General features: G+C 59.0%; 33 protein-coding genes and 1 tRNA gene. 7 read left to right on the top strand and 27 right to left on the bottom strand.

The genetic code is table 11. The annotated features are described in order from the left end of the window. Positions 1–19 precede the first annotated feature (19 nt). The 18 genes from lepB to VD811_07595 all read right to left on the bottom strand — a co-directional run bounded on the left by lepB (position 20) and on the right by VD811_07595 (position 14,031). Complete coding sequence (lepB, locus tag VD811_07680) at positions 20–700, bottom strand: signal peptidase I (GenBank protein HXV20850.1); 681 nt, start codon at positions 698–700, stop codon at positions 20–22. Then, positions 700–2,505 (bottom strand): translation elongation factor 4, encoded by a 1,806-nt coding sequence (gene lepA / locus VD811_07675; protein HXV20849.1) that lies wholly within the window; start codon positions 2,503–2,505, stop codon positions 700–702. The genes lepB and lepA overlap by 1 nt, the downstream gene beginning before the upstream one ends. Positions 2,506–2,823: 318 nt before the next feature. After that, the gene (locus VD811_07670) at positions 2,824–4,746 is read right to left on the bottom strand and encodes an EAL domain-containing protein (GenBank protein ID HXV20848.1); all 1,923 of its coding nucleotides are present in this window, start codon (positions 4,744–4,746) and stop codon (positions 2,824–2,826) included. A 231-nt stretch (positions 4,747–4,977) separates the two neighbouring features. Then, positions 4,978–5,352, bottom strand: a complete 375-nt coding sequence (locus tag VD811_07665) for a response regulator (protein ID HXV20847.1) — start codon at positions 5,350–5,352, stop codon at positions 4,978–4,980. Between the two features lie 28 nt (positions 5,353–5,380). Continuing rightward, positions 5,381–6,094, bottom strand: coding sequence for a response regulator (locus VD811_07660; GenBank protein HXV20846.1), 714 nt, complete (start codon positions 6,092–6,094; stop codon positions 5,381–5,383). Between the two features lie 147 nt (positions 6,095–6,241). Continuing rightward, positions 6,242–6,892, bottom strand: coding sequence for a hemolysin III family protein (locus tag VD811_07655; protein HXV20845.1), 651 nt, complete (start codon positions 6,890–6,892; stop codon positions 6,242–6,244). A 21-nt stretch (positions 6,893–6,913) separates the two neighbouring features. Then, positions 6,914–7,489 carry a hydrolase gene (locus VD811_07650; protein HXV20844.1) on the bottom strand — a complete coding sequence of 192 codons (576 nt, stop codon included), beginning with the start codon at positions 7,487–7,489 and terminating at the stop codon, positions 6,914–6,916. 60 nt (positions 7,490–7,549) lie between these two features. Then, positions 7,550–8,293, bottom strand: a complete 744-nt coding sequence (locus VD811_07645) for a DUF3592 domain-containing protein (GenBank protein HXV20843.1) — start codon at positions 8,291–8,293, stop codon at positions 7,550–7,552. Further along, complete coding sequence (locus tag VD811_07640; GenBank protein ID HXV20842.1) at positions 8,286–8,600, bottom strand: YkgJ family cysteine cluster protein; 315 nt, start codon at positions 8,598–8,600, stop codon at positions 8,286–8,288. Before VD811_07640 ends, VD811_07645 begins: the two co-directional genes overlap by 8 nt. Then, complete coding sequence (locus VD811_07635; GenBank protein ID HXV20841.1) at positions 8,597–8,908, bottom strand: rhodanese-like domain-containing protein; 312 nt, start codon at positions 8,906–8,908, stop codon at positions 8,597–8,599. Before VD811_07635 ends, VD811_07640 begins: the two co-directional genes overlap by 4 nt. Before the next feature lie 51 nt (positions 8,909–8,959). Continuing rightward, positions 8,960–10,057: an AAA family ATPase gene (locus VD811_07630; GenBank protein HXV20840.1), complete on the bottom strand. Its 1,098-nt coding sequence runs from the start codon at positions 10,055–10,057 to the stop codon at positions 8,960–8,962. A 21-nt stretch (positions 10,058–10,078) separates the two neighbouring features. After that, entirely contained in the window at positions 10,079–10,345 is a 267-nt protein-coding gene (locus VD811_07625; protein HXV20839.1) for a hypothetical protein, read from the bottom strand. 51 nt (positions 10,346–10,396) lie between these two features. Beyond that, positions 10,397–11,338, bottom strand: coding sequence for an RT0821/Lpp0805 family surface protein (locus VD811_07620; protein ID HXV20838.1), 942 nt, complete (start codon positions 11,336–11,338; stop codon positions 10,397–10,399). 291 nt (positions 11,339–11,629) lie between these two features. Continuing rightward, entirely contained in the window at positions 11,630–12,160 is a 531-nt protein-coding gene (locus VD811_07615) for an ACT domain-containing protein (protein ID HXV20837.1), read from the bottom strand. A 105-nt stretch (positions 12,161–12,265) separates the two neighbouring features. After that, positions 12,266–12,544 carry a peptidylprolyl isomerase gene (locus tag VD811_07610; GenBank protein HXV20836.1) on the bottom strand — a complete coding sequence of 93 codons (279 nt, stop codon included), beginning with the start codon at positions 12,542–12,544 and terminating at the stop codon, positions 12,266–12,268. 63 nt (positions 12,545–12,607) lie between these two features. Further along, a complete protein-coding gene (locus VD811_07605) occupies positions 12,608–12,967 on the bottom strand; it encodes a hypothetical protein (GenBank protein ID HXV20835.1) in 360 nt (119 codons plus the stop codon). Positions 12,968–13,019: 52 nt separating this feature from the next. Continuing rightward, entirely contained in the window at positions 13,020–13,523 is a 504-nt protein-coding gene (locus VD811_07600) for a hypothetical protein (GenBank protein ID HXV20834.1), read from the bottom strand. 112 nt (positions 13,524–13,635) lie between these two features. Further along, the gene (locus VD811_07595; protein HXV20833.1) at positions 13,636–14,031 is read right to left on the bottom strand and encodes a regulatory protein GemA; all 396 of its coding nucleotides are present in this window, start codon (positions 14,029–14,031) and stop codon (positions 13,636–13,638) included. A gap of 188 nt (positions 14,032–14,219) precedes the next feature. Here VD811_07595 and VD811_07590 point away from each other — a divergent pair, with 188 nt between their 5' ends. Next, the gene (locus VD811_07590; GenBank protein HXV20832.1) at positions 14,220–17,768 is read left to right on the top strand and encodes a DUF748 domain-containing protein; all 3,549 of its coding nucleotides are present in this window, start codon (positions 14,220–14,222) and stop codon (positions 17,766–17,768) included. A 17-nt stretch (positions 17,769–17,785) separates the two neighbouring features. Here VD811_07590 and VD811_07585 read toward each other — a convergent pair whose 3' ends face one another. Then, the gene (locus VD811_07585) at positions 17,786–17,953 is read right to left on the bottom strand and encodes a hypothetical protein (GenBank protein HXV20831.1); all 168 of its coding nucleotides are present in this window, start codon (positions 17,951–17,953) and stop codon (positions 17,786–17,788) included. Between the two features lie 69 nt (positions 17,954–18,022). On the opposite strand from VD811_07585, the gene VD811_07580 reads away from it, so the two are divergent. The 3 genes from VD811_07580 to yhbY all read left to right on the top strand — a co-directional run bounded on the left by VD811_07580 (position 18,023) and on the right by yhbY (position 19,346). Further along, positions 18,023–18,514, top strand: a complete 492-nt coding sequence (locus VD811_07580) for a c-type cytochrome (GenBank protein HXV20830.1) — start codon at positions 18,023–18,025, stop codon at positions 18,512–18,514. Positions 18,515–18,536: 22 nt separating this feature from the next. Continuing rightward, positions 18,537–18,965, top strand: coding sequence for a c-type cytochrome (locus tag VD811_07575; GenBank protein HXV20829.1), 429 nt, complete (start codon positions 18,537–18,539; stop codon positions 18,963–18,965). An 87-nt stretch (positions 18,966–19,052) separates the two neighbouring features. Further along, positions 19,053–19,346 (top strand): ribosome assembly RNA-binding protein YhbY, encoded by a 294-nt coding sequence (yhbY, locus tag VD811_07570; protein ID HXV20828.1) that lies wholly within the window; start codon positions 19,053–19,055, stop codon positions 19,344–19,346. Here yhbY and VD811_07565 read toward each other — a convergent pair. Together VD811_07565 and VD811_07560 are read right to left on the bottom strand one after the other, a co-directional pair. Further along, positions 19,333–20,907, bottom strand: coding sequence for an EAL domain-containing protein (locus tag VD811_07565; protein ID HXV20827.1), 1,575 nt, complete (start codon positions 20,905–20,907; stop codon positions 19,333–19,335). The two genes, yhbY and VD811_07565, sit on opposite strands and share 14 nt — an antisense overlap. Before the next feature lie 76 nt (positions 20,908–20,983). Beyond that, entirely contained in the window at positions 20,984–22,117 is a 1,134-nt protein-coding gene (locus VD811_07560) for a deoxyguanosinetriphosphate triphosphohydrolase (GenBank protein HXV20826.1), read from the bottom strand. Positions 22,118–22,367: 250 nt separating this feature from the next. On the opposite strand from VD811_07560, the gene rsmD reads away from it, so the two are divergent. Genes rsmD through VD811_07545 form a run of 3 tightly spaced genes read left to right on the top strand, consistent with a single transcriptional unit; the run spans position 22,368 to position 23,642 of the window. Continuing rightward, positions 22,368–22,934: a 16S rRNA (guanine(966)-N(2))-methyltransferase RsmD gene (gene rsmD / locus VD811_07555; GenBank protein ID HXV20825.1), complete on the top strand. Its 567-nt coding sequence runs from the start codon at positions 22,368–22,370 to the stop codon at positions 22,932–22,934. A 4-nt stretch (positions 22,935–22,938) separates the two neighbouring features. After that, positions 22,939–23,448, top strand: a complete 510-nt coding sequence (gene coaD, locus VD811_07550) for a pantetheine-phosphate adenylyltransferase (protein ID HXV20824.1) — start codon at positions 22,939–22,941, stop codon at positions 23,446–23,448. Continuing rightward, positions 23,445–23,642, top strand: a complete 198-nt coding sequence (locus VD811_07545) for a DUF1858 domain-containing protein (protein HXV20823.1) — start codon at positions 23,445–23,447, stop codon at positions 23,640–23,642. The genes coaD and VD811_07545 overlap by 4 nt, the downstream gene beginning before the upstream one ends. 62 nt (positions 23,643–23,704) lie before the next feature. On the opposite strand, the gene VD811_07540 is transcribed toward VD811_07545, so the two are convergent. The 6 genes from VD811_07540 to VD811_07515 form a co-directional block, all read right to left on the bottom strand. Next, positions 23,705–24,403 (bottom strand): creatininase family protein, encoded by a 699-nt coding sequence (locus tag VD811_07540; GenBank protein HXV20822.1) that lies wholly within the window; start codon positions 24,401–24,403, stop codon positions 23,705–23,707. Between the two features lie 198 nt (positions 24,404–24,601). After that, on the bottom strand, positions 24,602–25,363 hold the full coding sequence (locus VD811_07535) for a 7-carboxy-7-deazaguanine synthase QueE (GenBank protein ID HXV20821.1): 762 nt from the start codon (positions 25,361–25,363) through the stop codon (positions 24,602–24,604). After that, complete coding sequence (gene queD / locus VD811_07530; protein ID HXV20820.1) at positions 25,335–25,706, bottom strand: 6-carboxytetrahydropterin synthase QueD; 372 nt, start codon at positions 25,704–25,706, stop codon at positions 25,335–25,337. The genes VD811_07535 and queD overlap by 29 nt, the downstream gene beginning before the upstream one ends. Before the next feature lie 23 nt (positions 25,707–25,729). Beyond that, positions 25,730–25,942, bottom strand: coding sequence for a DNA gyrase inhibitor YacG (locus tag VD811_07525; GenBank protein ID HXV20819.1), 213 nt, complete (start codon positions 25,940–25,942; stop codon positions 25,730–25,732). Between the two features lie 113 nt (positions 25,943–26,055). Continuing rightward, positions 26,056–26,130 (bottom strand) — tRNA-Gly (locus VD811_07520). Between the two features lie 224 nt (positions 26,131–26,354). After that, positions 26,355–26,995 (bottom strand): sugar transferase (locus tag VD811_07515; protein ID HXV20818.1); only part of this gene is annotated, 641 nt, incomplete at its 5' end.

Genomic DNA, 26,995 nt, shown 5'->3' with positions numbered 1-26,995 from the left:
GAAGGTCGGGTTCGGGATATTAATCGATAAGCCGGCCAATCCGCTTCCAGCGAGGCATGTTTTGGTCGGCATCCCAGGACCAGTAGAGGATGAACGCCAATCCCTTGATTTCCGTTTCGTCGACAAACCCCCAGAAGCGACTGTCGTAAGAGCGGTCGCGGTTGTCCCCCATGGCAAAATATTTGCCAGGCGGAACCTTGACCGGAGGCATAAAATCACGCGGGTTATTATTGGCAGGGATAATTCCCGATTCCTTGTGCACCTCCTGCGGAATGTCGTAAAGCTCGCCGTTGACATAGACCCGTTTGTCGCGGACCTCGATGATGTCGCCCGGCGTGCCGATGACTCGCTTGATGAAATCGCGCCGCTGGAAATAGGACTTTCCCTTGTCCTCGGGAAATTCGAAGACGATAATGTCGCCCCGCTGCGGGTGGCGGATCGTGAGAAAACGATCATCGCTGAAGGGAACCTGCATGCCGTAGATGAACTTGTTGACCAGCAGATGATCGCCAATCAACAGGGTGTCTTCCATCGAACCGGAGGGGATCTTGAAGGCCTGAACAACAAAAGTGCGGATGATAAGAGCCAGTATGGCAGCAACGAACAGTGCCTCGCCCCATTCGCGCCAGAACGATTTTTTTGCTCTTGCCGTCTTCTCGTTTGGCCACTCAGCCTTGGTCGGTTCGCTCTCTCTGCTCATCATTTCTGCTCTTTCACTTTAAGAATCGCAAGGAAAGCTTCCTGCGGCAACTCGATGTTGCCGACCTGTTTCATCCGCTTCTTGCCTTCCTTTTGCTTTTCCAACAGCTTGCGTTTACGGGTGATGTCACCGCCATAGCACTTTGCGGTAACGTCCTTGCGCAGTGCCTTGACCGTTTCCCGGGCTATGACCTTATTGCCGATAGCCGCCTGAATGGCCACCTCATACTGCTGCCGGGGAATGAACTCCTTCATCTTCGCCACCAGTTCGCGGCCGCGGAATTGGGATTTGTCGCGGTGAACGATCAGGGAGAGGGCATCGACCAGGTCACCGTTGATCAGAACGTTGAGACGCACCAGATCACTCAGGCGATAATCGAGATGCTCGTAGTCGAGGGAAGCGTAGCCGCGGGTGATCGACTTGAGACGATCATAGAAGTCGAGGACGATCTCGTTAAGCGGCAGCTCGTAAACCACCATGACCCGGTTCGCGGTCAGATAACGGATTTCCCGCTGAATGCCGCGCTTCTCCTCGCACAATGCCAGGACTGCGCCAACGAACTCGTTAGGGACATGAATGGACGCCAGGATGAAGGGTTCCTCGATCTGCTCTATGTACTGAACGTCAGGGAGCTTGTTGGCGCTCTCCACACGGATTAGCTCACCTTTCACCGTGGTGACCTTGTAAACGACCGTCGGCGCCGTCGTGATCAGATTGACGCCGAATTCGCGCTCCAACCGCTCCTGGATGATTTCCATATGGAGCAACCCGAGAAAGCCGCAACGGAAGCCAAAACCGAGCGCCAAAGAGTTTTCCGGCTCGAAGGAAAAGGAGGCGTCGTTCAGGCGCAATTTTTCGAGAGCGTCGCGCAAGGAATCGTATTCGTTGGTATCGATGGGGTAAAGGCCGGAAAAAACCATCGGCTTCACCTCTTTGAAACCGGCCAGGGGCGCAGCGGTGGGGCGATGCAGGTGGGTGATGGTGTCGCCGATCTTGGCGTCAGCTACGACCTTGATACCGGCAATGACAAAACCGACCTCCCCCGCGGTAAGTTCGGAAATCTCGACAGGATGCGGGGAAAAGACGCCGACCTTGAGTACCTCATAGCTCTTGCGGTTGGCCATCAGCTGGATTTTCTCGCCCTTTTTCAGGGTGCCGTCGATGATTCGCACCAGAATGATGACCCCCTGGTAGGAGTCGTACCAGGAGTCGAAAATCAAGGCCTTAAGTGGCGCTTGGGGATCGCCTCCCGGGGGCGGAACCTTCTGAACGATGGCCTCAAGGATCTCATGGATACCGATTCCGGCCTTGGCGCTCGCCACCACGGCATCTGAGGTATCGAGGCCGATGATTTCCTCGATCTCGGCCTTCACTCGCTCCGGTTCGGCGCTCGGCAGATCGATCTTGTTGAGCACCGGGAAGACCTCAAGATTCTGATCGATCGCCAGGTAGACATTGGCCAGAGTCTGGGCTTCTACCCCCTGTGAGGCGTCCACTACAAGCAGAGCCCCCTCGCAGGCGGACAGGGAGCGGCTGACCTCATAGGTGAAATCGACATGCCCCGGCGTATCGATCAGGTTGAGGATGTATTCCCTGCCATCGTCGGCCCGATAACTGAGTCGCACCGCCTGAGCCTTGATGGTAATGCCGCGTTCCCTTTCGAGATCCATCTTGTCGAGAAACTGGTCGGTCTTCTCCCGCGAGGAAAGGGTTCCGGTAATCTCCAGCAACCGGTCGGCCAGGGTGGATTTGCCGTGGTCGATATGGGCGATGATGGAAAAATTGCGGATTAGTCTCTGGTCCATAACTGCCTTAAGAGCTGTAGCTATCGCTGCTTCAGAACAAACAACTAAAATATAGAAAAAACAAGTTCATGTAAAGTCAAAAAGGATTGATTGACATCACAAGCGTTTCCGCCAGCATTACGACAACTGCTTATCAAAACAGAGGAATTCGGATTATTCCGCAGCAAGGCCGTTAGCCCGCCTGAAACCATTTTCCATGTTTGGAATCCGGTTTGTTGCAGCCCTGGTCGGCACCATTTTCCCCTATTGTTGAGAGACTGCCAAAAAAGCAAAGGCACCCGATCAGGTGCCCTGGGGGATGTAAAATAACCTGGAGTATTATTGATTATTTTGCCAATTGAAAAATTCATCGGCAGTCAGGGGGTGGGCAAACAGGTAACCCTGCAGTTCATCACAGCGGTGGGACAGCAGGATATCACGCTGCTCCGCACTTTGCACCCCTTCGGCCAACACCTTGATGTTCAGTTGATGGGCCATGGCAATGACCGCCGAGACGATGGCGATGTCATCGGAGAGCGCCGGGATGTCCATGATGAAGGAACGGTCGATTTTGAGCAGGTCGATTGGAAAGCGCTTGAGATAACTGAGCGATGAATAACCGGTGCCGAAATCATCGATGGCCAAGTGTACCCCGAGATTCTTGAGGCGGACCAGCGTTTCGATGGCGTGATCGACATCCTGCATGACGACGCTCTCAGTCACCTCGATGCTGAGACAGCCCGGATTGAGGCCGGTCTCTTTAAGTATTTCGTCGATCTTCCGATAGAGGTCAGGACGTTGGAACTGGCGCGGCGAGATATTGACTGCCATCCGCAGCGGCGGCTGTCCGGCCTGCTGCCAGTTGCTGGCTTGAAGGCAGGCGCTTCGCAGTACCCACTCACCGAGTGGGGCGATCAAACCCGTCTGTTCCGCCAGCGGGATGAAGCGGTCCGGCATGACCAGTCCCATTTCGGGATGACGCCAGCGGACCAGCGCCTCGGCACCGATGGTTCTGCCACTTACGGCATCCACCTGGGGCTGAAAATGAAGGGTAAACTCGTTTCCCTCGACAGCACGCCGCAATTGAAGCTCCAGAGTCATCTGTTCTTCGACGCGGATATTCATGGCCGGATCGAAGAAATAATGGCTGTTTCTCCCTCTCTCCTTGGTCCGCTGCAGGGCTATATCGGCGTTCTTCAGTAGAGTGGAGGCGTCTTGGCCATCGTAGGGATAAAGGGCGACTCCGATACTGGCGGTGACGAAGACCTCCAGATCGTCGAGTTCGAACGGCACTTTCAGGCTGTCGAGGATTTTCTGGGCCACCTTGGCGGCCCGCTCTTCCGAGCCGATCTGGGGAAGAAGAAGGTTGAAGCTGTCCCCCCCCATTCGTGCCACCGTGTCATCCTCGCGGAGGCTGGCTAAAATACGGTCGCCAACCTTTTTCAGCAGCTTGTCCCCCCGGGGGTGACCGTAGGCATTGTTGACCTTCTTGAAGTGGTCGAGGTCCAGGCAGAAGATGGCGAAGCGCTGATTGAGACGATGGGCGTGGGCAATTGCCAGATTGATGCGGTCAGTAAACAGGACATGGTTCGGGAGTTCGGTCAGGGGATCGAAATGAGCCAGATAGCGCGCCTTGGCCTCGGCATCCTTGCGTTCGGTGATATCGACCATGGTACCGACCAGGCCTCCGAGACGACCGTCGCGCCGCGGGAAAACGGCCTTGTGAAAAAGAACCTCGCGGCGACCGCCGTCTGCGTAAACGACAGATGTCTCGTAGGTCTGACTACCGCCATGGCGGAAAAGCTCCCGGTCGGCTTCGTAGTACACATCTGCCAGATCTTTTGGCGCAACTCCGTACACGCTCTGGCCGATGATCTGATCGCGGGAGAGGCCGATGAATTTTTCGAAGGCTTTGTTGCAGCCTAGGTATATCCCGGCATCGTCCTTGTAGTAGATTGGCGCCGGGATGGCGTTGATGACGGTCTGCAGCAGCCACGATTGCCCCAGTATCTCCGTCCTTTCGCGATGGGCTCGAATGCGGCAAAGGAACTTGTTGCCGAGCAGAAGAAGACCCAGACAGCAACCCGTGGCGCCACCAAGCATCCCCCACCAACTCCAGGAACGGGGCGGGAGATTGAGAGCGTCAGAATGCTGCAGAGGCCCGGACAGCCAGAGCGCTACAGCCAGCAGGACAAAAGCCAGGGCAACCATGCAAACCAGTGAGAACCGTGTTGCTTTGACTTGCAGGGTGGACTCGTGCATCTCGGCATCCATCTGTTCGAGGGAAGGCGCTCAGAAAAAGGTGAGATGGAATGTAACGTAGTTTTGTAAATGGTAAAAGAGGAAAAGAATTATGAAGATCTAACGGTGTTGGTTGTGTGATAATTTATTATAAGAAGAAGAATTGTCCCGTAATACTGAAGTATTTTCGCAAGGAGCAAACCGAATAAAATAGCAGATAAAATAAAACATGGTTTTTGACAATCCCTCCATTCACCCCAGCACGACCTTCAGCATCGTCCGCAACTGCTGTTCCTTGAATGGTTTGCTGAGATAGGTCGACGCGCCGGCCTGTTTCGCCTCGTCAACCGTGCGAACATCCTCTTCCGAGGAGAGAACAACGATCGGCACAAACCGGCAGAGCGGTTGTTTTTTCGCCAAACGAATAAACTCGATCCCGTTCATGACCGGCATGCTGAGGTCGGTGATAATCAGGTCGAATTTAAGATATTCGACCAGCTTGAAAGCTTCGTAGCCATCCACCGCCTCCATCACCTTGTATCCTTCGTTCTCCAGCATGTCGGCCAGCATGGCCCGCACCGACGGAGAATCCTCAACGATGAGAATGGTCTTTTTCTGATTGCTCATAAGCTTTTCACTCCCGAACCATGCTCCGTCATGGGTTACTGCTCTTCCCCTTGTCGAGATAAGCACGGATTAGGGTCAGCGTGGCCTGACTCAATTGCAGAAATTCGAGGCCGAACCCCTGGGGGAGATGAAGTTTCGTCCGTGGAAACCCCTGATTGGCCCAAGCAACCCGGGCCCGGCATTCGATTTCTGTTGCCGTCCTGCCGGGCAGGGTCATGATAACCCGCACCACCTCTCCCTCCGGCAGCAGATCCCGCGACTTGATATACATGCCGCGTTCGCCCAGGTCCTCACTGGTGCAGCGGATCTCTTCCCCCTGGCGGCGCAGGATAACCGGCAGTTGGAAAGGCACGCGGATATCCCGTCGTTCGATACCGAAAAGAAATCGCCGACCCGCTTCGAGAAAGGCCTTGCGATCAACGGGCTTGGTCAGACAGGCATCGCAACCGGCTGCCGCCACTGCTTCAGGGCCGAGCTCCCGGCTCGGCGCGAAGACCATGACCACTGGGATCGACCGCAGCTCCGGGTTGGCCTTGAGCGTACGGCAGCAGGTGAGGCCGTCCATCACCGGCATGGTGACATCCATGAAGATTACATCAGGCCGCTGGCTATTGACGAACTCCAGGGCTTCCTTGCCGTTGCGGGCCGTATGAATGGTGGCTGGTGTGTTGCGGAGGAAATCCTTTTCCATTTCCAGGAAGAAGTCGACATCGTCGACCAGCAGGATTTTCGGGAGAATCACGGGTGTCTCCAGCGGAGGAAAGATGTGGCAGCCGAAGGCTGTCAAGAACAGCTAAAAGAAATACCAATTCTTTTGCTGGATTCAAACCATAAAATCGATCGGCACCCCGTACCCGGCACCATCTCTCTCCTCCCGAACTGCCGCCTGCTATGTCGGTACCACGTAGAAGAGCACCGCGAAATAGTGGCAGGCGCTGCCGACGAGGACGAAAACGTGCCAGACGGCGTGATTGTAGGGAAGCTTTGTCCAGGCATAGAAAATGAGTCCGGCCGAGTAAGCCAGACCCCCGGCCAGCAGCCAGTGGACTCCCGCCGGCGACACAGCCGCCGCCAGGGGGCGATAGGCCAGGACGATCAGCCAGCCCATGGCGAGGTAGAGCAGCGGCCCGACTATGCGCAGCCGACCGGTCATCATGACCTTGAACAAGGTCCCGGCCAGGGCCAGCCCCCAGATGAGGAGAAAGATCGTCCAACCCCAGGGAGCCGGCAAGCTGACCAGGGTGAACGGGGTGTAGGTGCCGGCAATGACCAGAAAGATGCTGGCATGGTCGAGAATGCGGAAGAGGTACTTGAGCCACGGCGTGCGGACAGTGTGATAGATGGTCGAAACCGCATAAAAGATGACCAGGGTCGTGCCGTAGAGGGAACAACTGACCAGTCGCCAGAATTCTCCACGAGTGGCGGCCGCATAAACCAGGACAAACAGGCCGACGATACTGAGGACGGTACCGAAACCATGGGTGATCCGGTGGGCCAGTTCTTCCCTTTCACTGTAGGTAACGAGCGGGTACGTTTTCATTGCTGCGGCGAGGTGAAGCGGTCATCGCCCCTTGATCAGGGCGGAAACCGCTTTGAACTCTGGTGCTGCAGCGGTGCGCAGCAGCTGAAAAAGGGCCGTTTCTGTGGTGGTCACCACCGCCCCGGCACTGGCCGCGTTCTGCAGGGCGGCGAGGTAATCGGTTTTCCCCCGCGAGCAGATCGCATCACGCAGAAGGTGGACACGGTATCCAGCCTCGAGCAGACCGAGCACCGTCTGATAGACGCAGACATGCGCCTCCATGCCGGTCACCATCACCTGGCTGCGGCCCAGTCCCCGCAGATGGTCGCGAAACGTCGGTTCACCGCAGCAGCCGAAACTCAGCTTTTCGATCACCTGGCCGGTGCAGGCCGCGGCCAGTTCGGGCACAGTCGGCCCCAAACCCTTCGGGTATTGTTCGGTGGCCAACACAGGCACATCCAGAAGCTCGGCCCCGCGCACCATGCAATCGATGCTGCGCCGCACCTTGTCGTAAACCCCTGGGTCCATGCTCGGGACGAGTCGTTGCTGCACATCGACGACAACCAGCAAGGCTTTTTCCCGGTCGAGCCAGAATTTGCCAGTTTCATCCTGAATCATGTACTTTTCTCCTTTCAGGTTACGGTTTTCCGGCGCCGGCCACGCCGCCGAATATTAAAATTAAACGGCGTCCGGCTTTTGCTGCAACTCTTCCACCCGACGTCTCGCCGTCTTCAGGTCGGTTTCGTGCAATTCCCGGTAGAGACGGATCGCCAGCAGCTTCTCTCCCTGGTGCAGCAACCGCTCAACGTCGCCGTCGCGCCCCTGCCCCTTCGCCGGGTAGAGTCCGGCGAGGCGAGCCTGCAACAGCCGGCGGCGGCTGGAGCGGTCGAGCAGGGCGGCGAAAGCGGCAACAGTTCCCACGATGGCCACCAGGGGCCAGACGGGTATCCCGAACCAGCCCGCCATGGCCAGAGGAGCAGCCGCCAGACCAAGGCCAAGCAGCAGCAGGAAAAAACCGGTCAACGCTCCGCTACGCTCAAGGATTACCTCGACAGGGTCCTGTGGATGGCAGTGGGCCATGACGATCATGCCGACGGGATATTTTTCGATATCCCGGCGGGCACGAGCTTCGGAGGCGTAGAGTTTGCCCACAAATGTGAGCTGATCGCCACCCACCTCCTGTCCTCCGGCGGCAAAGGCATAGCGGACTACAGGTTGATACATGAGGTGATCATCCAGATGCCTGCCGGCCTTGATCTCGCTGGCGACAATCCGGGCCGGCACCTGCGGCCAGCGGGCCGAGACGAACCACATCCGCAGCGTCGACCAGCCGATCCCGGCGAACAGCAGTCCAATCGTTACCCAAAGACCGCCGATCAGAAAGCTCAAGACCCAGGCGGCGTTTCGAATCAGTTCATGCATTAGGGAGGCTTTCGGGTGAAGCAAAAGAGAGGGTTTCTGCCCTGTCCGCGGCGGGCCGAGTACTTTGTTCAAGCTCCGCAAGATACGCCATCGCCTCGGCACTGCTGCGGCCGCACATCTCGGCACCGGGACGCAAACCACTGCAGACCGCCGGCCGTTCGTCCATTCCGAAGATACGGCAAAGGTTGTCGGTCGTCAACTGGATGCAGCGGACCCCGGCCGGCTTGCCGCCGGGCATGCCTGGGATCGGTGAAGAAATCGACGGTGCGATGCAGCAGGCACCGCAGCCCGAACGGCATTGCATCATTCCCTCTCCAGAGGCAGACCGGCGCGTCGCCAGCCCGCCATGTGGCCGTCAAGCAACTGGAGGTTTCGGTAGCCGCGGAGACCGAGGAGGGTCCTGGCCAGATAGGCTCGCGGGCCGTGTTCGCAGGTCAGTATGATCAAGGACTGCCTCTCTCTGGGCAGCGCAACCCGGTGCAACAGAATTTTCAGGAACGGCGCATGCACCGCCTCGGGGATGTGTCCGGAGTCGAATTCGAAGCCGCTGCGGACATCGAGGACACATGGGGACTTCCCGGCCTGAATTTTCTTTGCCAGGTCTCTGGCTTGCATGCGAAGTTCCTTTCCGGAGAAACGGATGCCACTGGCCGCCGTTTCGGAGCTTCAGACGGAAAAAAGTTGGTCGATAGTATCGAAGTCGAATCGTTTCATCGACAACTGCTGAATGAGAGCGATCTTTTCTTTGTCCTCGGGGGTGAGCTTGGAGACATTCTCATGAATGGCCAGAAAAACGTTGTCGGTCCTCTTGCTGGTGCGCAGCCAGGGAATGCCGCTTTTGTCAAGAATCTGTTGGGTAATCTTCGTAATCGGAGTTACCCCGGGGATGACCAGGCCGGCGATTTTGGAACGGTATTCGGGAAGGGCGTATAGAGTGGAGAGGGTCACCAGCAGCTCGTCCCTGGAACTGGTCACCAGCAGCAGGGTATCCTCCTGCAGCATGTCGACCACCCGCTGGGTCGAGGCGGCGCCAATCTGCACATGGTGGGCGATGCGCATCAAATCCTCGCGGTCACCGTTCACCTCTATCCCCAGGACTTTGGCCACCCGCTTGAGAGTCGGGTTGGCCAGTACCGGCTGGTAATTGAACCCACCGAGGACTTCGAAGCCGGCTCCCCCGAAGGCGAGGCGCAGATGGTGCAGGGTCTTCTCGCGCTTCTCGGCAATCAGCTTGTTTGCCACCAGCAGCCGCACCTCCGCACCCACCTCCCGATAGAGGGCGAGGTTCATGCAAACCGCATCGATGACGTTCCCCACCCCGCCGCCGGTCACCATCAGAACCGGGGCACCGACCATCGCCGCCACTCGTGCATTGGATAGGCCGAGGACCGATCCAACGCCACTGTGCCCTGCTCCTTCGAAAATGAGAAAGTCGCATTCCCGGTCGAGCCGTTCCACGGCCCGCAGGATGCGCCCCTCCAGTTCGGCCACCGGAATTTTGCCCTCGATCACCTGCTGCGTCATTCCCGGCTCCACCACCACCGGGCACATGTCATCGATCAGATGTTCGAGCCCATAAACCTGGGCGATCGTCGCCGGGTCGGTGTCGATGCGCCGGCCGAGAAAATCGATCGGTTTCGGACCGATCGGCTTGATGAAGCCGATACGCTTGTATTTCTTCCGCGCCTGGTGGAGCAGGGAAAGGCTGATGGTGGTTTTGCCGCTGTCCTGGCTGGTTGCAGAGACGAAGATCTTCTTGGCCATGGGCGTGACTCCTCGAATCGGCTACAGCTGCTGCTTGTGGCAGATCAGGCATTGCTCCTTGGGGGGGTGCTTCGCGGACAATGGAACGTCCTGCGGCCCATGGCAGGCGGGACACTGCTTTTCTGCATCTTCCCGGCTGCCGCCCTGCGCTACCGTATCCAACAGGGAACGATGAGTATCGTCCCGGGGAACTTTTACAGGTTCACTCTGTAATGTGGTAAACAAAAGAAAGGTCAGCATGACGCCGACGACGACAAAGAACAGGTAATCACGTCTTCTCGGCATCATCTGACCTTTACGTTACCCAAGGACAGCCACCTTCTTTATCCGACCGCGACGCTAACGGCGTCCGCCCCCTCCACCGCGTCCGCCCCTGTTCCCGCTGCCGGAGTTGTCAAAGCGTTGGCTTCCCTTGAAGTGCTGACCGCCAAAGTGCGACCGCTGTCCCTGGAACTGCTTGCCGCCTTGGAACTGCGTCGTGCCCCGGAACTGTCTGCTGTCCCGGAACTGCGTCGTGCCCAGGGACTGTCTGCTGTCCCGGAACTGCTTGCCGCCCTGAAACTGCGTCGTACCCTGGAACTGCCTGTTGTCCCGGAACTGCTTCCTTCCCTGAAACTGCGTCGTACCCTGGGACTGTCTGCTGTCCCGGAACTGCTTCCTTCCCTCAAACTGCGTCGTACCCTGGAACTGTCTGCTGTCCCGGAACTGCCTCGTTCCGTGGAAGTGCTTCGTCCCATGGAAATGCTTGGTTCCATGGAAGTGGTGCCCATGGAAATGACGGTGTCCGCTGAAGTGGACGATATCGAAGCTGAAGAAGATGCTGGGATAGTAGAAATCCCACGCGTAATACGGATAACGATAATACCAGTCCGGATAGCCGTACGGGTAAACGTAGTAGTTTTTTTCGACAACCTGCTGGTATTCAGCCGACGTCCCCTCGGACACGATCTGCCAGGAACCGTCCGGCTGCCGGCAGGCCGTTCCGTAAGCCTGCTGTTCTTCTCCGCCGATGACGATGGTGGTAACGTATTCCCGGCAATATTGACCATCGGCATTCTGGAAGGTTCTGAGCGGCACCAGAGTGCCGGAGCGGGCGGTATCCGGGTTCACCCAGGCGGCTGCCTCATTGGTCTTGTTGTTCTCCAGAGCGTACTGGAAGGTTTCTGTCATCGCCTTCTGCTCGGACCCGTCGAGAGGCACGCCATATTCCTGCCCTTGGGCGGTAGCGAACCCGAACACGGCCCAACACAGCATGGCAAGCAAAAGGGCCAGTCGTCTCATGATGCTTCTCCCTGGGAAAAACCGCCTCGTTAGTGGTGTTCACAGAGAACCTGGCTTCCTAGGAGAAGAGTACTGATCTACTTTTTTTGCCCCGACCCGAGAAATACCCGGGTCACTCATCCAACACCACCAGCGAGTCCGATGAATTAAATCTTCTCTTCTAAGTCCATTATAGCAAAAGGGGCCGATAAATTTTCGAAAAACGTCCAGTCGTCCGGGGGTTATCTCCTGCCGACAGAATGAATACGTAGCAGCCGAAAACCAGTTCGTCGAGCCGCCCCCGGCGGTCTGCTACCTGGAGAGGCTGATGTCGACATGCAGCTCGTCGGCGACCGCCGACAGCCCGACTTCCACGTCCTCCATCAAGACTCCCTCGGGAACCTGGATGTGGATGTCCATCATATAGATGGCGCTGCCGCTATCCGGGGAGGCCTTGACAGTCGATTGCAGATTGCAGATGTTCAGGCCGTGCTCAGCCAGGTACTGGCTGACCTTGTAGACGATCCCCGCCTGGTCCTCCCCCTCGACGTGCAGCACGCAGGAAGCGAAGTCGCCGCGCTTCGCCGTCTGGCGTTTCTGCAGCGGCCGCAGGAAGGCAGAGATGTCCTTGTCCCGCTCCAGCCGGCGGCACTCACGCTGCAGCAACTCCTCGACATCCCGGTTCTGGCAGGTGAAGAGCAGAATGAGGGTGAACTCGTCTGCCAGCAGGGTCATGGTGGTCTCTTCGAGGTTGCAGCCGTTTTCGAACAGCAGCTTGGTCACGTCGGCGACGATCCCCGGCCGGTCCTGGCCAAAGGCGGTCATGATGTAGCGGTTGTCCATGGCGTCCTCCTTGTCAGGTTTGTTGCGTCAATTCGTTAAAGTAAAATCTCTTTATACGCACAAAAATATTTGAATTTAAAAAGAATTTATTTCCTGAGACCTCCGCTACCAGCGTTTGGTGATCTCAATCAGATGATAGCCGAACTGTGTCTTGACCGGACCCAGCACCTTGCCCACCTCGCCGGAGAAGACAACTTCGTCGAATTCCCTGACCATCTGCCCCGGGACGAAGGCCCCAAGATCGCCGCCCCGCATGCGCGAAGGACAGGAGGAGCTGTTCCTGGCCACCTCGGCAAAATCGGCGCCGGCTTCGATTTCGGCTTTGAGCTGCAGGCATTCGGCTTCGGTGGCCACGAGGATGTGTCGGGCGGTTGCAGTGGGCATAAGAGCTCCTTATGAAGTTGGTTGGCAAAAGGGGGACCTCCCCCCTATGCGGACTGAAGAGATTCAGGCAATCGGTTTCTGGTTCAACCTCCTGAGCAATAGATTAACAGCTTCCCGCGCCCGCTTCCGCGGCACTGAGGCAGTCAATCCACCCGATTCGATTCCGGTTTCGGGCTTTTTCCCCTTCAAAATACTGAGCACCAGGAACAAATCTGCCTTGACCCAGGTTTCGATCGTCACCCTGCCCTGCTCGCGACGAATCTCAAGAAATGCCGGGGCCATGAGGAACCATTTGCCTTTCCGATAGACGCGGCGGGATGTCTCGCCATGCAGCAAACCGAAACCGGTCTCGGCAGCCCAGAAATCAACCAGCGGCCACAGGTCACCGTGGTAAATGAAACTGCGAATTGTACGTCCTTTCATGGTTTTCCTTTGCATTGAAATAAGGGGAGGCAACCCTCCCCTCGTGCCCAAGTCACAGTTTTGCCACCTGCCCCAACATTTCCCGGCCCGGCCAGTGCCATGCGCCCCTGACGGTCACGGGACGCTTGTTGAGATGTAAGGCGGTAGCCGCCGGATCAAGTTCCAGCAGGTTGGCGACTCCATCTAGATAGGCATCCAGGTCGCCGATGGCAATATTCATGGAAGAGAGGACCGAGCGGTCGGTGGCGCGATCGAAGACAACCGGCCCGAGAGCCACTCCGACCCGCATGATTTTGGCATCCGGCACGCCGTGGACGGCCAGGCTCATCAGGAAGATATCCCGATGCAACCGGCCCAGATTCTCGAAATGCTGCTTTTTCAGCCCCGGCAGAAAGAGCATGTAACGGGTATCGTCATGGCAGAAAAGCACGCACTGCCGCCGGTCGATCTGGTAGAGATTGGCGTGCCAGCTGCCAAGGGGACTTTTTTCGACAAGCGGCGCGGGGGAAACATCCGCGAGCCTGGCGGCGAGTTTCTGGGTGCAGTGGAGAAGCATGGATCAGAGTGCTTTCTTTAAATCTTTTCTGCCGCCGGCCGAATTCCATCCCAACCTGCCGAATCAACACATGAAATAAGGCCACTTACAATACGCGTCTCCCTTCCCCCTGTCAATGCCTCGCGCCCTCTCCCTCGGCCCGCTCCAGCCACTTCTTCAACATCTCGATTACCCGGCTTGCCTCGCGCACAGTGAGCCGGCGCAGGCCGCTTTTGCCGGTGGCGTGCTCAACAAAGCCCGTCAGTGCCTCCTCCCCGCCATGTTCGAGTACACCGGCAGCCTCGAGTTTGCGCCACAGAACATGTATCAGGCCTAGCTGTCCAAAGGAGACGGGCCTCCACCCTTTCTGCCGGAACAGTTCGATGAGGTCGGTGGCCTCCCATGGGGTTAGATACGCCGCCGACTCCTTGCGGTAGCGATCCCGGAGAACTCCGCGATATGTGGCGTCGTCGAGCCCCAACTCCTTTTTTGCGATATGGATTCTGGCCAGGTCGGCGCGAGTAGGCATCGGAAAACCTCCGCAAAGGCCGTTATGTTTGTTATTATCATACCCTTTCCCACGCCCCGGGAGTAACCGCCGCCCTCCCTTCAGGCGTACCTTGAAAGCAGCCGGATTCCTGCCTCGGAACTGCGAGCAGCGAATAAACTGCTAGAATAAAAGCAAATCCGCTATTACAAGCCCCGCCGGGAGCCCTCATGAAAAGATGGAAACGCGTTGCGGCTGCAACCGCGGTGGCCGTTGCTGCACTTCTCGCGCTCATCGTCCTGGCTGGTCCGGACATCGTCCGCGACCGGGTGGTCCAGTGGGTCGCCGCCCGTACCGAACGCACCCTGACAATCGAGCGGATCAGAATCAATCCCCTCACCCTTTCCATCGAGATTCACGGCTTCGCCCTCGCCGATCCCGACACCCTCCCCTTCGTCGCTTTCGAACGATTGCGCCTCAATTTGAGCGCCCGTTCGCTGATGGAACGGGCACTGATCGTCAAAGAGTTACGCCTGGAGAGACCGTCGGTGCGCCTGGTGCGGACCGCCGCCAATGTCTACAACTTCTCCGATCTCCTCGCCCTCGGCAGCGAGGGGCCGCCGCAACCGACGGGCGAAGAGAGAGAGCCGCTGCGTTTTTCGCTCAACAACATCACTGTTGCCGACGGTTCCATCGAATTCATCGACCAGGCGGTAATGCCGGCCGCACAGCACCGCGTGCGCGATCTGCAACTTGCCGTCCCTTTCGTTGGCAACGTCGCCTATCTCGCCGACGAATACGTCTCGCCTCATTTGAGCGCCTCGGTCAACGACGCACCTTTCACTTTTGAGGGGAAGCTCAAGCCCTTTGCCGACGCCGTCGAAGCGACGGTCGACATCAACATAGTCAACCTCGACCTCCCCGAATACGCCGCCTATCTGCCGGCCCAACTGCCGATACGAACCGAAACCGGGCATCTCTCCACCGACCTGAAAATAAGCTACCGGGTGACTCGTGATGCCGGTCCGCAGGTTGCGCTGACCGGGGATGTCACCCTCACCGGCTTGAAACTGAGCGAGCGGAGCGGGGCTCCTCTTTGCTTCCTGCCCCTGGGCAAAGTGAACCTGGCCGGATCCGAGCCGTTTTCCGGCCGAATCGACCTGAAGGAAATCATCATCTACGGGCTCGAAGTGACCCTCAACCGCAACCGTCAGGGGGGCTGGAACTACCAAAGGCTCACATCCGACACGGGTGTCAGCAGCGCCGTCGCGGCCGAAACCGAGGAGAAGGCCACCGGCAGTGCGCCGCAGGTAACAATCGGCAGCATCCGCATGCGTGCCGGCATGTTGCACTTTCGCGACGAGCTTCCCGATGACGGTTTTGCCACCGAACTCAAGGAGATCAGCTTCGACCTGCAGGACTTCGATACCGATGCCGGCAAGAACAGCCCTTTCAACCTTGCTCTTGAATCGGAACGAGGCGAGACCATCGCCATCTCGGGCAGTTTTGCCTTTCAGCCCCTTGCCGCCGCCATCAAGATCGAGGCGGCGGGGCTCCCGCTGGAACCCTACTTCCCCTACCTCGCTGCCGCCCTCCCCCGTCCCCCCGCCGGCACCCTGAACGCCGCCGCCGAGGTTGAACTGGGTGCAGAGGGCGCGGTGCGACTGAGAAACGGCACGTTCACCCTGCGCGATTTCACCCTCGCCTTCGGTGGCGGTGACGGTATGCGCCTGAAACGCCTTGCCGTCGGCGGCATCGCCGTTGACAGCGGCGAGCGGCGAGCCGAGATCGGCACGGTCCAGGTGGAAAGCGGGGAGCTGCGATTCTCTCGCGATGCCGATGGCGCTCTCTCTCCCCTCTCCCTGCAGCGAGCGGCTCCCACCGCCGATCAACCTCCGGAAGAAACAGAGGAGAGACCATTTTCCTGGCGGATCGGCCGGATCTCCGCAGCCGGCTTCAATGTCGCCTTCACCGACGGGATGCTGCCGGAACAGCCAGCTTTTATCCTGCGCAACATCGCTCTCGATCTGGCCGGGCTGCATTCTCCCGGCCCGGCCTTCGACTCGTTCACCGCGAGCGCCGCCTATGGCAGGCGCGGGGTGCTCGACCTCTCCGCTGCCGGCCGGGCCGTTCCCCTCGACATCACCGGGCGGCTCCGCCTGCGGAGCATCCCCCTGATCGGCGTCAATCCCTACCTGCCGGAAAACTTCCACGTGGGGTTGGTCTCCGCCGACCTCGACGCCGGTCTCAACTTCGAACTGCAGGAGGCCAAGTCCGGCCTGAGCGGGAAAATCGACGGCAGCCTTGGCGTGCATGACTTCTATGCCACAGAGACTCTCTCCGGCGACGATCTGCTGCTCTGGGAAAGCCTGCAGCTCGATAAAGTGCAGCTCACCCTCTCCCCCCTCGCGCTGCACATCGGCGAAGTCGCCTTGAACGACTTTCGGGCCAGAGTGATCATCAACCCCGACGGCTCCATCAATCTGCAGCGCGCTTTTGGCGGCGGTGCCGGCGATGAAACTCCCCCCTCCCCGGCATCCACGGCGGAATTCGAACCAGAGTCTGCCCAGCAGCCGGATATTGCCATCGATGCCTTCACTCTCCAGAAGGGAACCATCGACTTCACCGACCGGCACATGAGCCCCATTTACCAGGTCCAGATGCTCAACCTGGGCGGCAGGATCGGCAATATGTCCACGGCAAGGGGAAAGCCGGCCGAGGTCGACCTGCGCGGCAATCTCCGGAACGAGTCGCCGCTGAGCATTACCGGCTTCGTCGACCCGCTTCGCGAGAGCCTGTACCTCGATCTCAAGGTACGCGTCTCCGACATCGAGCTGTCGCCGGCGAGCCCCTACACTGGCCGCTACCTGGGCTATCTCGTGGAGAAGGGGAAACTCTTCCTCGACCTTGACTATCATATCGAGAACCACCGACTGGAGAGCCGCAACCGCATCTTCCTCGATCAATTCACTTTCGGCGAGCCCGTCGAAAGCGAAGACGCCACCAGTCTTCCGGTACGCCTCGCCATCGCCCTGCTCAAGGACCGCAAAGGGGAGATCCATCTCGATCTGCCGGTCACCGGCCGCACCGACGATCCGCAATTCAGCATCTGGGGTCTGGTCTGGCAGGTCCTGAAAAATCTGCTGGTCAAGGCCGCGACCTCACCGATCGCCCTGCTCACCTCGACGTTCGGCGGCGTCGAGGAATTCAGCTTCATATCCTTTCCCTACGGATCGGTCCGCCTTTCCGGGCCCGAGCAGGAAAAACTCGCAAAATTGGCTTCGGCGCTCAAGGACCGTCCGGCCCTGAAGCTAGAAGTAATGGGTTATGCCGATCGTGAGCGGGACCCCGAAGGATATCGCGAGGAATTGCTGGCACAAAGAATGCGGCGGGAAAAGTACCTCGACCTGGTGAAGAGCGGTGAATTGGCGCCCGGAGCGACTGCCGAGGCAATTCAGATTGCTCCGGAGGAAGAGACGAAATACCTGGAGGCAGTCTACAAAAAAGCGGATTTTCCCAAACCCCGCAATTTCATCGGCCTGTCCAAAAGCCTCCCCGACGCCGAGATGCGCAAATTGATCCTGGCCAATTCCGCAGTGGGAGAGACAGAGCTCAAGGCGCTCGCCTGGGGGAGGGGAGCTGCAGTGCGCAGTTTCCTGGTCGAGACTGAGGGAGTGCCATCGGAACGGATATTCCAGAAGCAGGTCGACGTCTTCCAGTCGGCAGAAAGGGCGGGAACCGGCGGCAACCGGGTAGAATTCAGTGTGGCGGCGCCGTAACAGGCTGCCAAGCGAGATCAGAACTCGAGGGTCGTGCCGACCGCGGCGAAGACGATGCGGCCGCCGCTGTTTTCGCACGGCATAGCCATTCGAACGCTCATGCTTCTCTCTCCTCCCTGCACACATGCCGGCCCCGCAATTGCCACTGCCAGCCGTAACTTCACCACTGCGTCAATGTCTGCCACCTTGCATTCCGTCGCCGGTACGGTAATCATTTAAGTTAACCCGCAATCTTTATCTGCTGAGAACCAACCATGAAGATGAAACCGATCAATCGCATGCTGGCTGCTGTTCTCTGCTTGAATGTGCTGCTGCCTGCCTGCAGCCAGCAGCAGGAAGCGACCACGCCGAAAGAAAAGTTCAGGAACGAACCGGTCCAGACGATCCGGCCCGTTCAGACCCCGACGCAGCAGGCGGCGGCGATAACCGGGGACACGTCAGTCCAGATGTCCGGCGGGATGGCCGGCAAAATACCGATCGAAACCGCCGCAGAACCCGATGGGGAATTAGTGTTCAACAAGGTCTGCGTCGCCTGTCACGGCCCGGGGATCGCAGGCGCTCCGAAGATCGGCGACCAGGAAACCTGGAATCCCCTGATCGCCAAGGGGATGCAGACCCTGTTCAACCACGCCATCAAGGGCTTCACCGGCGACAAGGGGGTCATGCCGCCCAAAGGCGGTGCCCCCGGTCTCTCAAACGCCGAGGTCGAGGCCGCCGTTCGCTACATGGTCATTCAGAGCCGCTAACTGCCGGCCTCGGAGAATCTCGATGACCCGCTCCCTTCTACTGAAGGTCGTACTGCTGCTCCTCGTTACCACACCAGCAGTCGGTGAACCTCGGGAGGATCCGCCGTCGACCCGGCCCAGGGAAAGCGAGCTGCCGCCCACCACCGAGGCCCTGACCGGTGACGGGCGGAAAAGCGTGCTGGCAGAGGGAGAGACGGTCTACCGTCGGGTCTGCGTCCGCTGTCACGACAAGGGGATTTCCGGCGCCCCGAAACTTGGCGACCGGGAAGCCTGGAAAGTACGCATCCCCACCGGCCTAAACAACCTGGTTCGAAACGCCATCAAAGGCTACCAGGGGAATCAGGGGGTGCATCCGCCGCGGGGCGGCGACCGCAACCTGAGCGACGTGCAGATCGGGGAGGCGGTGCGCTTTATGGTGGAATCGTGCAAAAAAGATCCTGCCCGAAGATAGGGCTCACCCACCTTTTTCTTTTCTGCCGCCGCAATTGCCGCTATAATCCCTGACTTCCGACTCACCATACCCACAAGGAGAAAACAGATGCAGCAATTGACCGGCAAGCAGGTCCGCTTCCTGCGCGGCCTCGGCCATCATCTTCAGCCGGTCGTCATGATCGGCAAGGAAGCACTCAGCGACGCCGTCCTCGCCTCCCTCGAAGAAGCCCTGGCGACGCACGAACTGATCAAGGTTAAGCTTCAGGAAGGGTGCCCGCTCGACCGCCGGGAGGCAGCGCCAATCCTGGCCGAGAAGACCGGTTCGACCGTTGCCCAGGTGCTCGGCAAAACCATTCTGCTTTTCCGGCAAGGCGAGGGTCGGAAAATCAACCTCCCCTGACCGCTCCCTCCCCCTTCTCCTGTCGCCACAGCCGGCCGAACTCCTCGGCCGGCAGCGGCGGGCTGCAGAGAAATCCCTGGATCTTGTCGCAGCCCTTTGCCTGCAGAAATTCCCGCTGATCTTCCCGCTCCACCCCTTCCGCCACTACCTGGAGTTCCAACACGTGCGCCATAGCGATGACCGCAGCGGCGATGGCGGCATCGTCCGGGTTGTGCGGCAGCCCGATGACGAAAGAGCGATCGAGCTTGAGCGTGTCGACCGGCAATTGCTTGAGGTAGCTGAGCGAAGAATAGCCGGTACCAAAATCGTCGATGGCGATGCCAACGCCGATCGTTTTCAGCCGCTTGAGGATGGTAATCGCTTCGTCGATGTCCTGCAGCAGCAGAGACTCGGTGATTTCCAGCTCCAGCCACTCGGGAGCAAGTCCCGTTTCGGACAGAACGCTCTGGACCAGATCAACCAGATTTGTCCCGTAGAACTGCCGGGCCGAAACATTTACAGCCATCCGCAGAGGGGGGAGTCCGGCATTCTGCCAGGCAAGATTCTGGGTGCAGGCGACCCGCAGGACCCACTCCCCAATCGGCTGGATCAGGCCCGTCTGCTCCGCCAGCGGAATGAACTCCGCCGGGGAAAGTCCCGGATGCTCCGGATGCTTCCAACTGACAAGTACCTCCATACCGCCAACCAGGTTAGTGTCAAGGTCGAGCTGGGGCTGATAACGCAGGATGAATTCTTCGCTGTCGAGAGCCTTGCGCAGATGGTTTTCCAGGATCAGGGGACTGAGCGAATACTCGCCGAGCTGCGGGAAATAGAACTGGAAGTGATTGCCGCCGAGTTCTTTGGCCCGGCACATGGCGGCATTGGCATGGCGCAGGAGCGTATCGGCGTCCTCACCGTCATAGGGATAGATGGCGATGCCGAGGCTGGCCGTCAGATGCACCGGCTGACCGTAACAGGTAAACGGATCCTTGAGGGCATCGAGCAGCCTGGAGGCGATTCCTAACGGCTGCTCGGGGCGTTCGACATTCAGGGCGAGACAGATGAACTCGTCGCCGCCCACATGGGCGAGGGTCTCTTCCTTCCCCAGGCAGCCGGCGAGTCGGCTGCCGACGGCCTGCAGCAATTCCCGCCCCGCCGAGTGGCCGACGGCCCGGACCAATGTCCGGAAACGGTCGAAATCAAGATAGAGCACCTCCAGTTCCCGCGTCCGTAGCCGGGCGTCGGTTATGGCCGCAACGAGTTGCTCGTGAAAAAGTCGCTCATTGGCCAGACCGGTCAGAGGATCGTAGCAGGCCTGGAGAAGACGCGCCTCCTCGCTCGTGTGCAATTTCTTGACATACCGACGGACCAGGGCGTAGAGAAGCCAGGCGGTGACGAAGATGAAGAGCCACCCTTTGTAGGTCTGCAACCGGCTAAGCAGAATCGGGTCGGTCGTCAACAGACCGAGCAGGCGGTCGGAGAGCAGAATCCACAAACAGCCGGCCAACAGATAAACCACGATAACCCTGAAGGCGATCGGCCTTTCCGGGAAGCGACAAGTGCTGTTTCCGATTCCTTTCATGGCCGTTCCGGAAGGTTGGCTGGCGGTTGCATAAACAGTACCCCGACAGTCTCCCCTGTCAAACGGGGGGAGCGCATCAGACCCGTTCGTAAGGCTCGAAGAGGCGCTTGTACTCGTCCAGGGCGTAGCGGTCGGTCATGCCGGCAAGATAGTCGCAGATCACCCGCTCGCGGCCGAACAGCTCGAATTTTCTGTGATAGGAAAGCGGCAGCAGAGAGGGCGTTCGAAGGTAGCTTTCGAAAAGGAGCGTCAGGAATCGCTCGGCCTTGACCCGCATCCGCTCGACCTTGTAGTGATGATAAAGTTGTTTATGAAGAAACAACTTAAGGTCCTTGTTTTTGCGGCTCATTTCATGACTGAGTGCGACCAGGCGCGTAGGGTGGCAGCGAACCGCCTCGAGGTTGCCGACGGCGTGCTGTTCAATGCCGGCGCGGGTGGTGGTGACCAGGTCGTCGATGAGACGGCCGATCAGGTGGCTGATGGTCTGGCAGATATGCCGCTCGCGGTCGAGGCCGGGATACTTGCCGGCGACCAGCGCATGGGTTTCCCGCCACAGTTCGACATCTGAAAGTTCTTCAAGGGTGATGAAGCCGGCCTTCAGACCGTCGTCGATGTCATGGTTGTTGTAGGCGATCTCGTCGGCCAGGTCGATGATCTGGGCCTCGAGGACGGGACGCTGATCGGGCAGAAAATCGGTCAGGTCGGCGCGGCCCGGATGATCATACTCGGAGGAGTGTTTGATGATTCCCTCGCGGGCCTCGAAGGTCAAGTTGAGGCCGCAGAAGCCGGGATAACGCTCCTCGAGCTCGTCGACGATGCGCAGTGACTGGAGGTTATGCTCGAAACCGCCAAAATCGGCCATCAACCGGTTGAGCACTTCCTCGCCGGTGTGCCCGAAGGGGGTGTGGCCAAGGTCGTGGGCCAGCGACAAAGTCTCGGCGAGGTCTTCGTTAAGGTGCAGGTTGCGGGCGATGCCGCGGGCGATCTGCGCCACCTCCAGGGAATGGGTGAGCCGGGTGCGGTAATAATCCCCTTCATGGTTGACGAAGACCTGGGTCTTGTACTCGAGGCGTCGAAAGGCAGCGCAGTGGATGATGCGGTCGCGATCCCGCTCATAGGCCGGCCGCTCATCCTTGAAAAGCTCATCGTAACGGCGCCCCAGACTGGCGCTGCTGCGGGCGGCGAACGGGGCGAGATCGGGTCGTTCCATGAGGTCTCCGAAGATGGCTGGAGCTGACGCTGCAGAAGGAATCGGTGCAACCAGGCGAGACGGCATTTCGCTGCCCAGACAGTGTGCGAACCAGCATAATGTACCTGTAATCGGCGCCGGCCGCAACTTCGAATCTGCTCTCAAGGCGCGCCTTTAAGTCCTTGACGCATGGTAGGCGTTGTGCTAGTTTTTTCGGGAATTTCCGCCACTTCGGCCAGTTTCTGCCGAGCCGGCTGAAGAGGAGAACGGCGTGCGCATCATCAGCGGTTCGGCCCGAGGCAAACAGCTCTCTTCCCTGCATGGCGGCGACATCCGGCCGACCCCCGATCGGGTGCGCGAAGCCCTGTTCAGCGTACTGGTCAGCCGGTTCGGGTCACTCAACGGATTGCGCGTCCTCGATCTCTTTGCCGGCAGCGGCGCCCTTGCACTCGAGGCGCTGAGCCGCGGGGCAGCAACGGCGGTCCTGATCGACCAGGGACTGCAGTCCGCCCGGGTCATTCCCGCCAACATCCGGGCGTGCGCCATGCAGGAACGGGCCACCTTCATCCACTCCGACGTGCTGAAGGCGCTCCCCCGACTGGGCGCCAGCCTTTTCGAACTGGTCTTTCTCGACCCTCCTTACGGTCAGGGGCTGGTGCCGCCGGTGCTGATCGCCCTCGCCGAACTCGGCCTGCTCGCTCCCGATGGACTGATCTGCGCCGAGACCGATCGCCGGGAGGAGTTGCCGGGAACCATCGGTTCCTTCGTACGCATCGACCGGCGGCATTACGGTTCGACTGCGGTCCACCTGTTCTCCTACTCCGAAGCAGAGGCGTGACCTGATGAAAAAACACATCGCCGTCTATCCGGGATCGTTCGATCCCATCACCAACGGTCATCTCGACATCATCCAGCGAGGGCTTGAAGTTTTTGATCTACTGATCGTGGCGGTAGCGAAGAATTCGGAAAAAAAGGGTCTCTTCAGCACTGAAGAGAGACTGGAGATGATTCGCCGGACGGTGGGCGACAACCCGCGGCTGCAGGTCGACACTTTCGACGGACTCCTGGTCGACTACGTGGCCTCGCGCGGGGCCCGGGTTATCCTGCGCGGACTGCGGGCGGTTTCCGACTTCGAGTATGAATTCCAGATCGCGCAGATGAATCACACGGTTCAGGAACAGGTGGAAACTCTCTTCATGATGACTTCGGTGCCCTACGGTTACCTGAGTTCGTCGATCGTCAAGGAGGTCGCCTCGCTCAGGGGGCCGATCGACACCTTCGTTCCGCCGGCGGTCAAAGAGGCACTGGAGAAGAAATTCGGCGGTGGAAGCCCGCCCAGGAGGCAGCCATGATCACTCGGGATATGACCATTGAGGACGTGATTCGCAAGTACCCGGAAACCGTCGAGGTTTTCCGCAGGTTCGGACTCGACTGCATGGAGTGCCAGATCGCCGAATTCGAAGCGGTTGAGCACGGCGCCGGCGTGCACCATGTGAACGTGGAAAGACTGGTCGAAGAACTGAACAAGGCAATCAAAAAAAGGTAGAGGCGGGTCGGTGACCCGTTTCAGATGCCAAACCGGGGCGTCTCTGCAACCAAATACCCTGCTTATTCCTCTCCCTCTTCAAGCCGTTCGATCAGTCGCTCCAAGGCGCCGACCACGGCCTCCTCGAGCCGTGCCCCCTTCTCCGCCGTGGCCAGGGTCGGGTCTCCCCAAACGCCGTTCGGCCAGTAGCGCCGCTTGTCGCGCACCAGCATGCCCAACGGAAACTGCGGATATTCGCGCTCCGCACTTCCTTTCACCAGTTGCGGATGCATGTGCAGCATCCGTGACGTTTCGATCTCCCCGGCATGAGAGTCGTCCGGCGTTTCGATGATCCCCCGCCCCTCTCGCGCCGCCAGCATGTATTCCGTCAGCACCGCAATCCGGATATCGTCATAGCGCTGCAGCAGTTCCTCGCCGGCATCGACGAGCGTCGAAGTGTGGGTGCCGCCCGCATGGCCTGTGAGAAGGATGAAATTGCGCAGCCCCTGGCGGTAGAGCGCGGCGACGATGTCAATGGCCAGAGCGCGCAGGGTGGCCGTGCTGATGGAGAGGGTCCCCGGATGATCGGCGGTCGAGCGGCAGACACCGTAGGGGACCGGCGGTGCGATGAAGATCGGCCGACACTCAGACAACCGGCGGCCGACGGCAATGGCGTGCAGGGTGTCGGTGGCGAGCGGCAGGTGCGGCCCGTGCTCCTCGGTCGCACCAAAGGGGATGAGGACGGTCCGGGTGCGCTCCAGCCCCGCGGCGAATTCATTCATGGTCATCTCTTCGATGATCACAATAAGAACTCCGTTCTTTGTTCAACCGAAAAACCTTTTGCGAACGCAGATAAATGCGGATTCACGCAGATCAAATCTCATTAGGCATTGATCTGTCTTTCTGGTTTCATCCGAATTATCCGAAGTCATCTGCGTTCAATTCAAGGTTTGACCTTCAAGCAAGTCTGATAAAGTGAATTAGAGTAGTCCGATGAATCGGTGGGTCTGGGGAATCACCCGGGTCGCCGGATGGAAGCGGGCGGCGGCTGTGTGCAGGTCGATCAGGGCGCGCGGCGAGATGGCGATCACCCCCTCGCGGGTCACCGGCTGCAGGATCAGCGGCACCTCGGCGGCGACATCCTCGACCATCCGGGCGGCGGCCTCGACCTCGCGCTTTTCGGTCTCCTCGCCGACGACCACCTTGACCTGGCACTCCTTCTCTCGGGCCAGGGCGAGAAAATTGCAATGCTCCTGCCAGGGGGTGGGACAGCCGCTCTGGGAGGGGAGCTTGATGTCCATCGATATCCAGTCGATCACCGGCAGCAGCGGTTCGAGCGCTGCCGGCAGGGTGCCATTGGTTTCCAGACTGACGGGAAGAATCTTCTGCAGGGCGGGGAGCCATTCGAGCAGCACATCCGCCTGGACCAGAGGCTCGCCGCCGGTCAGGCTGATGGAATGGTGCAGTCCGGGCAGCAGGCAGTTCCATGTGTGGAGGATGTTGTACAGGGTCTCCAGCGCCACCGGGTTAGGGACGTTGCGGAAAATGCCCGAGGCTGGAGCGTCCTCGATGCGGCAGTCGGGCTGCGGGGCATAAGGGGTGTCGCAGTAGCCGCAGGCCAGGTTGCATAGCGCCATGCGGACAAAGATCTGCCGGCAGCCGACCAGCAGCCCTTCCCCCTGGATCGAGGAGAAAACCTCGATCAGTTGGGCCTCACTCTTCACTGTAGCTGGCGCAGGCATAGTCGGATTCCCAGACGTTGACCTTCTCGACCCGGATGTTGTCGGTATTGAAGACGGTCCCGAGCTGCTCGTAGAGGAACCGGGCGATGTTCTCCGAGGATGGGCTGATCTCCTGAAAGAACGGAAGCTCGTTCAGGTACTTGTGGTCGAGACGGTCGAGCATCCGTTTGGTCTCGAGCTTGAGGATCTTGAAATCGATCCCCAGTCCCGCCTTGTCGAGCTGCCGGGCAGAGACCGTTACCTCCACCTTCCAGTTGTGGCCGTGCAGGTTCTCGCAATCCCCCTGATAGTTGATCAGGTTGTGGGCGGCGGCGAAGTGGGTATGAATGGTCAAACGATACATCCGGATTCCTTTCGCGGTCGGGTTTATTCCTCATCCTTTCGGTCCGCGTCCTCCTCGTCCTCCGACGGCGCGCTTCCCGCAGGGATACGATAGGTTTCGTCGGCCCAGTGACCGAGGTCGATTTGCCGGCACCGCGGCGAACAAAACGGCCGATCGGGGTTCCCCTGCCAGTTCGTCAGGGTGCCGCAGCGCGGACACTTGATCTTGAGCAGTTTTACACTCCCGGTTTCGGTCATCGTGCATCCATCTGGGGGTCTGACTGTAGTTTAACCTACCGGCAGCAAACCCGAAAGGGCAAAGGCAAACAACTAAGCCCCGATTCCTGGCAGGAATCGGGGCTCGCAGTTACTGGAGCGGGAAACGGGATTCGAACCCGCGACCTTCAGCTTGGGAAGCTGACACTCTACCACTGAGTTATTCCCGCAAAAACAGGCTGGATTATAGGGAGAGGCAGGATGGTTGTCAATGGTTTTTCTGGCCTCTGCCACGAGCAAATAAACTGTCCTGACTTGAAGCACAAGGTTTGTCCGGTTCATGGTTAACCCGGGAGGATGACCATGAAGCGGACGCAACTGCTACAAAATACCCGGTAGATGCATTTCGAAGAGGTACAGCTTTGAGGTCGGGCGTGGCCCTTTTGACCAGTCATCAACAACTCCCCCGCTGGGTCAGGACGACCTTGATGGTTTTCAGGATGAGTTTGAGATCGAGCCAGAGGCTCCAGTTGTCGATGTAGTACAAGTCGAGGCGGACGATCTCGTCGAAGTCCTCAATAGCGTTGCGGCCACTGACCTGCCACATCCCCGTAAGGCCAGGCTTGATGCTGATGCGTCGGCGGTGCCAGTTCTGATATTTCCGAACTTCCGAGCGCGTGGGCGGGCGCGTTCCAACCAGGCTCATCTCCCCCTTAAGGACGTTCCAGAACTGAGGAAGCTCATCCAGGCTGGTCCGGCGCAGAAACTTCCCGACCCGCGTGACCCGCGGATCGTTCCTGATCTTGAAGATGGCACCAGACATCTCGTTTCGGTCGAGAAGCTTCCTTTTTTTCTTTTCCGCTCCGTCGTCCATCGTCCGGAATTTCCAGCAGCAGAAGATGCGCCCTCCCTCGCCGACCCGTTTTTGGGCAAAGAATACCGATCCCGGCGAATTGAGCTTGATCGCCAGGGCGATGAAGGGAAGCAGAAGTCCGGTCACCAGAAGCCCCACCAAGGCGCCAACCACATCCAGTACACGCTTGGCCAGCAACTGCTGGGCGTCGAGTGATTTGGTGTGGTAGGTGAGGATCGGAA

The organism is Desulfuromonadales bacterium, assembly GCA_035620395.1.
Taxonomy (GTDB): domain Bacteria; phylum Desulfobacterota; class Desulfuromonadia; order Desulfuromonadales; family DASPGW01; genus DASPGW01.
The sequence above is the reverse complement of the archived record's forward strand: the minus strand, read 5'-3'. Positions and strand labels throughout refer to the sequence as shown.

Bases quoted from the DNA above. Each gene is read 5' to 3' on its own strand.
- VD811_07610 (HXV20836.1), bottom strand. From the start codon at position 12,544: ATGCCCACTGCAACCGCCCGACACATCCTCGTGGCCACCGAAGCCGAA.
- VD811_07575 (HXV20829.1), top strand. From the start codon at position 18,537: ATGACCCGCTCCCTTCTACTGAAGGTCGTACTGCTGCTCCTCGTTACC.
- VD811_07615 (HXV20837.1), bottom strand. From the start codon at position 12,160: ATGGACAACCGCTACATCATGACCGCCTTTGGCCAGGACCGGCCGGGG.
- VD811_07635 (HXV20841.1), bottom strand. From the start codon at position 8,908: ATGCAAGCCAGAGACCTGGCAAAGAAAATTCAGGCCGGGAAGTCCCCA.
- VD811_07645 (HXV20843.1), bottom strand. From the start codon at position 8,293: ATGCATGAACTGATTCGAAACGCCGCCTGGGTCTTGAGCTTTCTGATC.
- yhbY (HXV20828.1), top strand. From the start codon at position 19,053: ATGCAGCAATTGACCGGCAAGCAGGTCCGCTTCCTGCGCGGCCTCGGC.
- VD811_07545 (HXV20823.1), top strand. From the start codon at position 23,445: ATGATCACTCGGGATATGACCATTGAGGACGTGATTCGCAAGTACCCG.
- VD811_07540 (HXV20822.1), bottom strand. From the start codon at position 24,403: ATGAATGAATTCGCCGCGGGGCTGGAGCGCACCCGGACCGTCCTCATC.
- VD811_07535 (HXV20821.1), bottom strand. From the start codon at position 25,363: ATGCCTGCGCCAGCTACAGTGAAGAGTGAGGCCCAACTGATCGAGGTT.
- VD811_07665 (HXV20847.1), bottom strand. From the start codon at position 5,352: ATGAGCAATCAGAAAAAGACCATTCTCATCGTTGAGGATTCTCCGTCG.
- queD (HXV20820.1), bottom strand. From the start codon at position 25,706: ATGTATCGTTTGACCATTCATACCCACTTCGCCGCCGCCCACAACCTG.
- VD811_07565 (HXV20827.1), bottom strand. From the start codon at position 20,907: ATGAAAGGAATCGGAAACAGCACTTGTCGCTTCCCGGAAAGGCCGATC.
- VD811_07630 (HXV20840.1), bottom strand. From the start codon at position 10,057: ATGGCCAAGAAGATCTTCGTCTCTGCAACCAGCCAGGACAGCGGCAAA.
- coaD (HXV20824.1), top strand. From the start codon at position 22,939: ATGAAAAAACACATCGCCGTCTATCCGGGATCGTTCGATCCCATCACC.
- VD811_07525 (HXV20819.1), bottom strand. From the start codon at position 25,942: ATGACCGAAACCGGGAGTGTAAAACTGCTCAAGATCAAGTGTCCGCGC.
- lepB (HXV20850.1), bottom strand. From the start codon at position 700: ATGAGCAGAGAGAGCGAACCGACCAAGGCTGAGTGGCCAAACGAGAAG.
- VD811_07650 (HXV20844.1), bottom strand. From the start codon at position 7,489: ATGATTCAGGATGAAACTGGCAAATTCTGGCTCGACCGGGAAAAAGCC.
- VD811_07640 (HXV20842.1), bottom strand. From the start codon at position 8,600: ATGATGCAATGCCGTTCGGGCTGCGGTGCCTGCTGCATCGCACCGTCG.
- VD811_07560 (HXV20826.1), bottom strand. From the start codon at position 22,117: ATGGAACGACCCGATCTCGCCCCGTTCGCCGCCCGCAGCAGCGCCAGT.
- VD811_07655 (HXV20845.1), bottom strand. From the start codon at position 6,892: ATGAAAACGTACCCGCTCGTTACCTACAGTGAAAGGGAAGAACTGGCC.
- VD811_07620 (HXV20838.1), bottom strand. From the start codon at position 11,338: ATGAGACGACTGGCCCTTTTGCTTGCCATGCTGTGTTGGGCCGTGTTC.
- lepA (HXV20849.1), bottom strand. From the start codon at position 2,505: ATGGACCAGAGACTAATCCGCAATTTTTCCATCATCGCCCATATCGAC.
- VD811_07625 (HXV20839.1), bottom strand. From the start codon at position 10,345: ATGATGCCGAGAAGACGTGATTACCTGTTCTTTGTCGTCGTCGGCGTC.
- VD811_07605 (HXV20835.1), bottom strand. From the start codon at position 12,967: ATGAAAGGACGTACAATTCGCAGTTTCATTTACCACGGTGACCTGTGG.
- VD811_07600 (HXV20834.1), bottom strand. From the start codon at position 13,523: ATGCTTCTCCACTGCACCCAGAAACTCGCCGCCAGGCTCGCGGATGTT.
- VD811_07670 (HXV20848.1), bottom strand. From the start codon at position 4,746: ATGCACGAGTCCACCCTGCAAGTCAAAGCAACACGGTTCTCACTGGTT.
- VD811_07580 (HXV20830.1), top strand. From the start codon at position 18,023: ATGAAGATGAAACCGATCAATCGCATGCTGGCTGCTGTTCTCTGCTTG.
- VD811_07595 (HXV20833.1), bottom strand. From the start codon at position 14,031: ATGCCTACTCGCGCCGACCTGGCCAGAATCCATATCGCAAAAAAGGAG.
- VD811_07590 (HXV20832.1), top strand. From the start codon at position 14,220: ATGAAAAGATGGAAACGCGTTGCGGCTGCAACCGCGGTGGCCGTTGCT.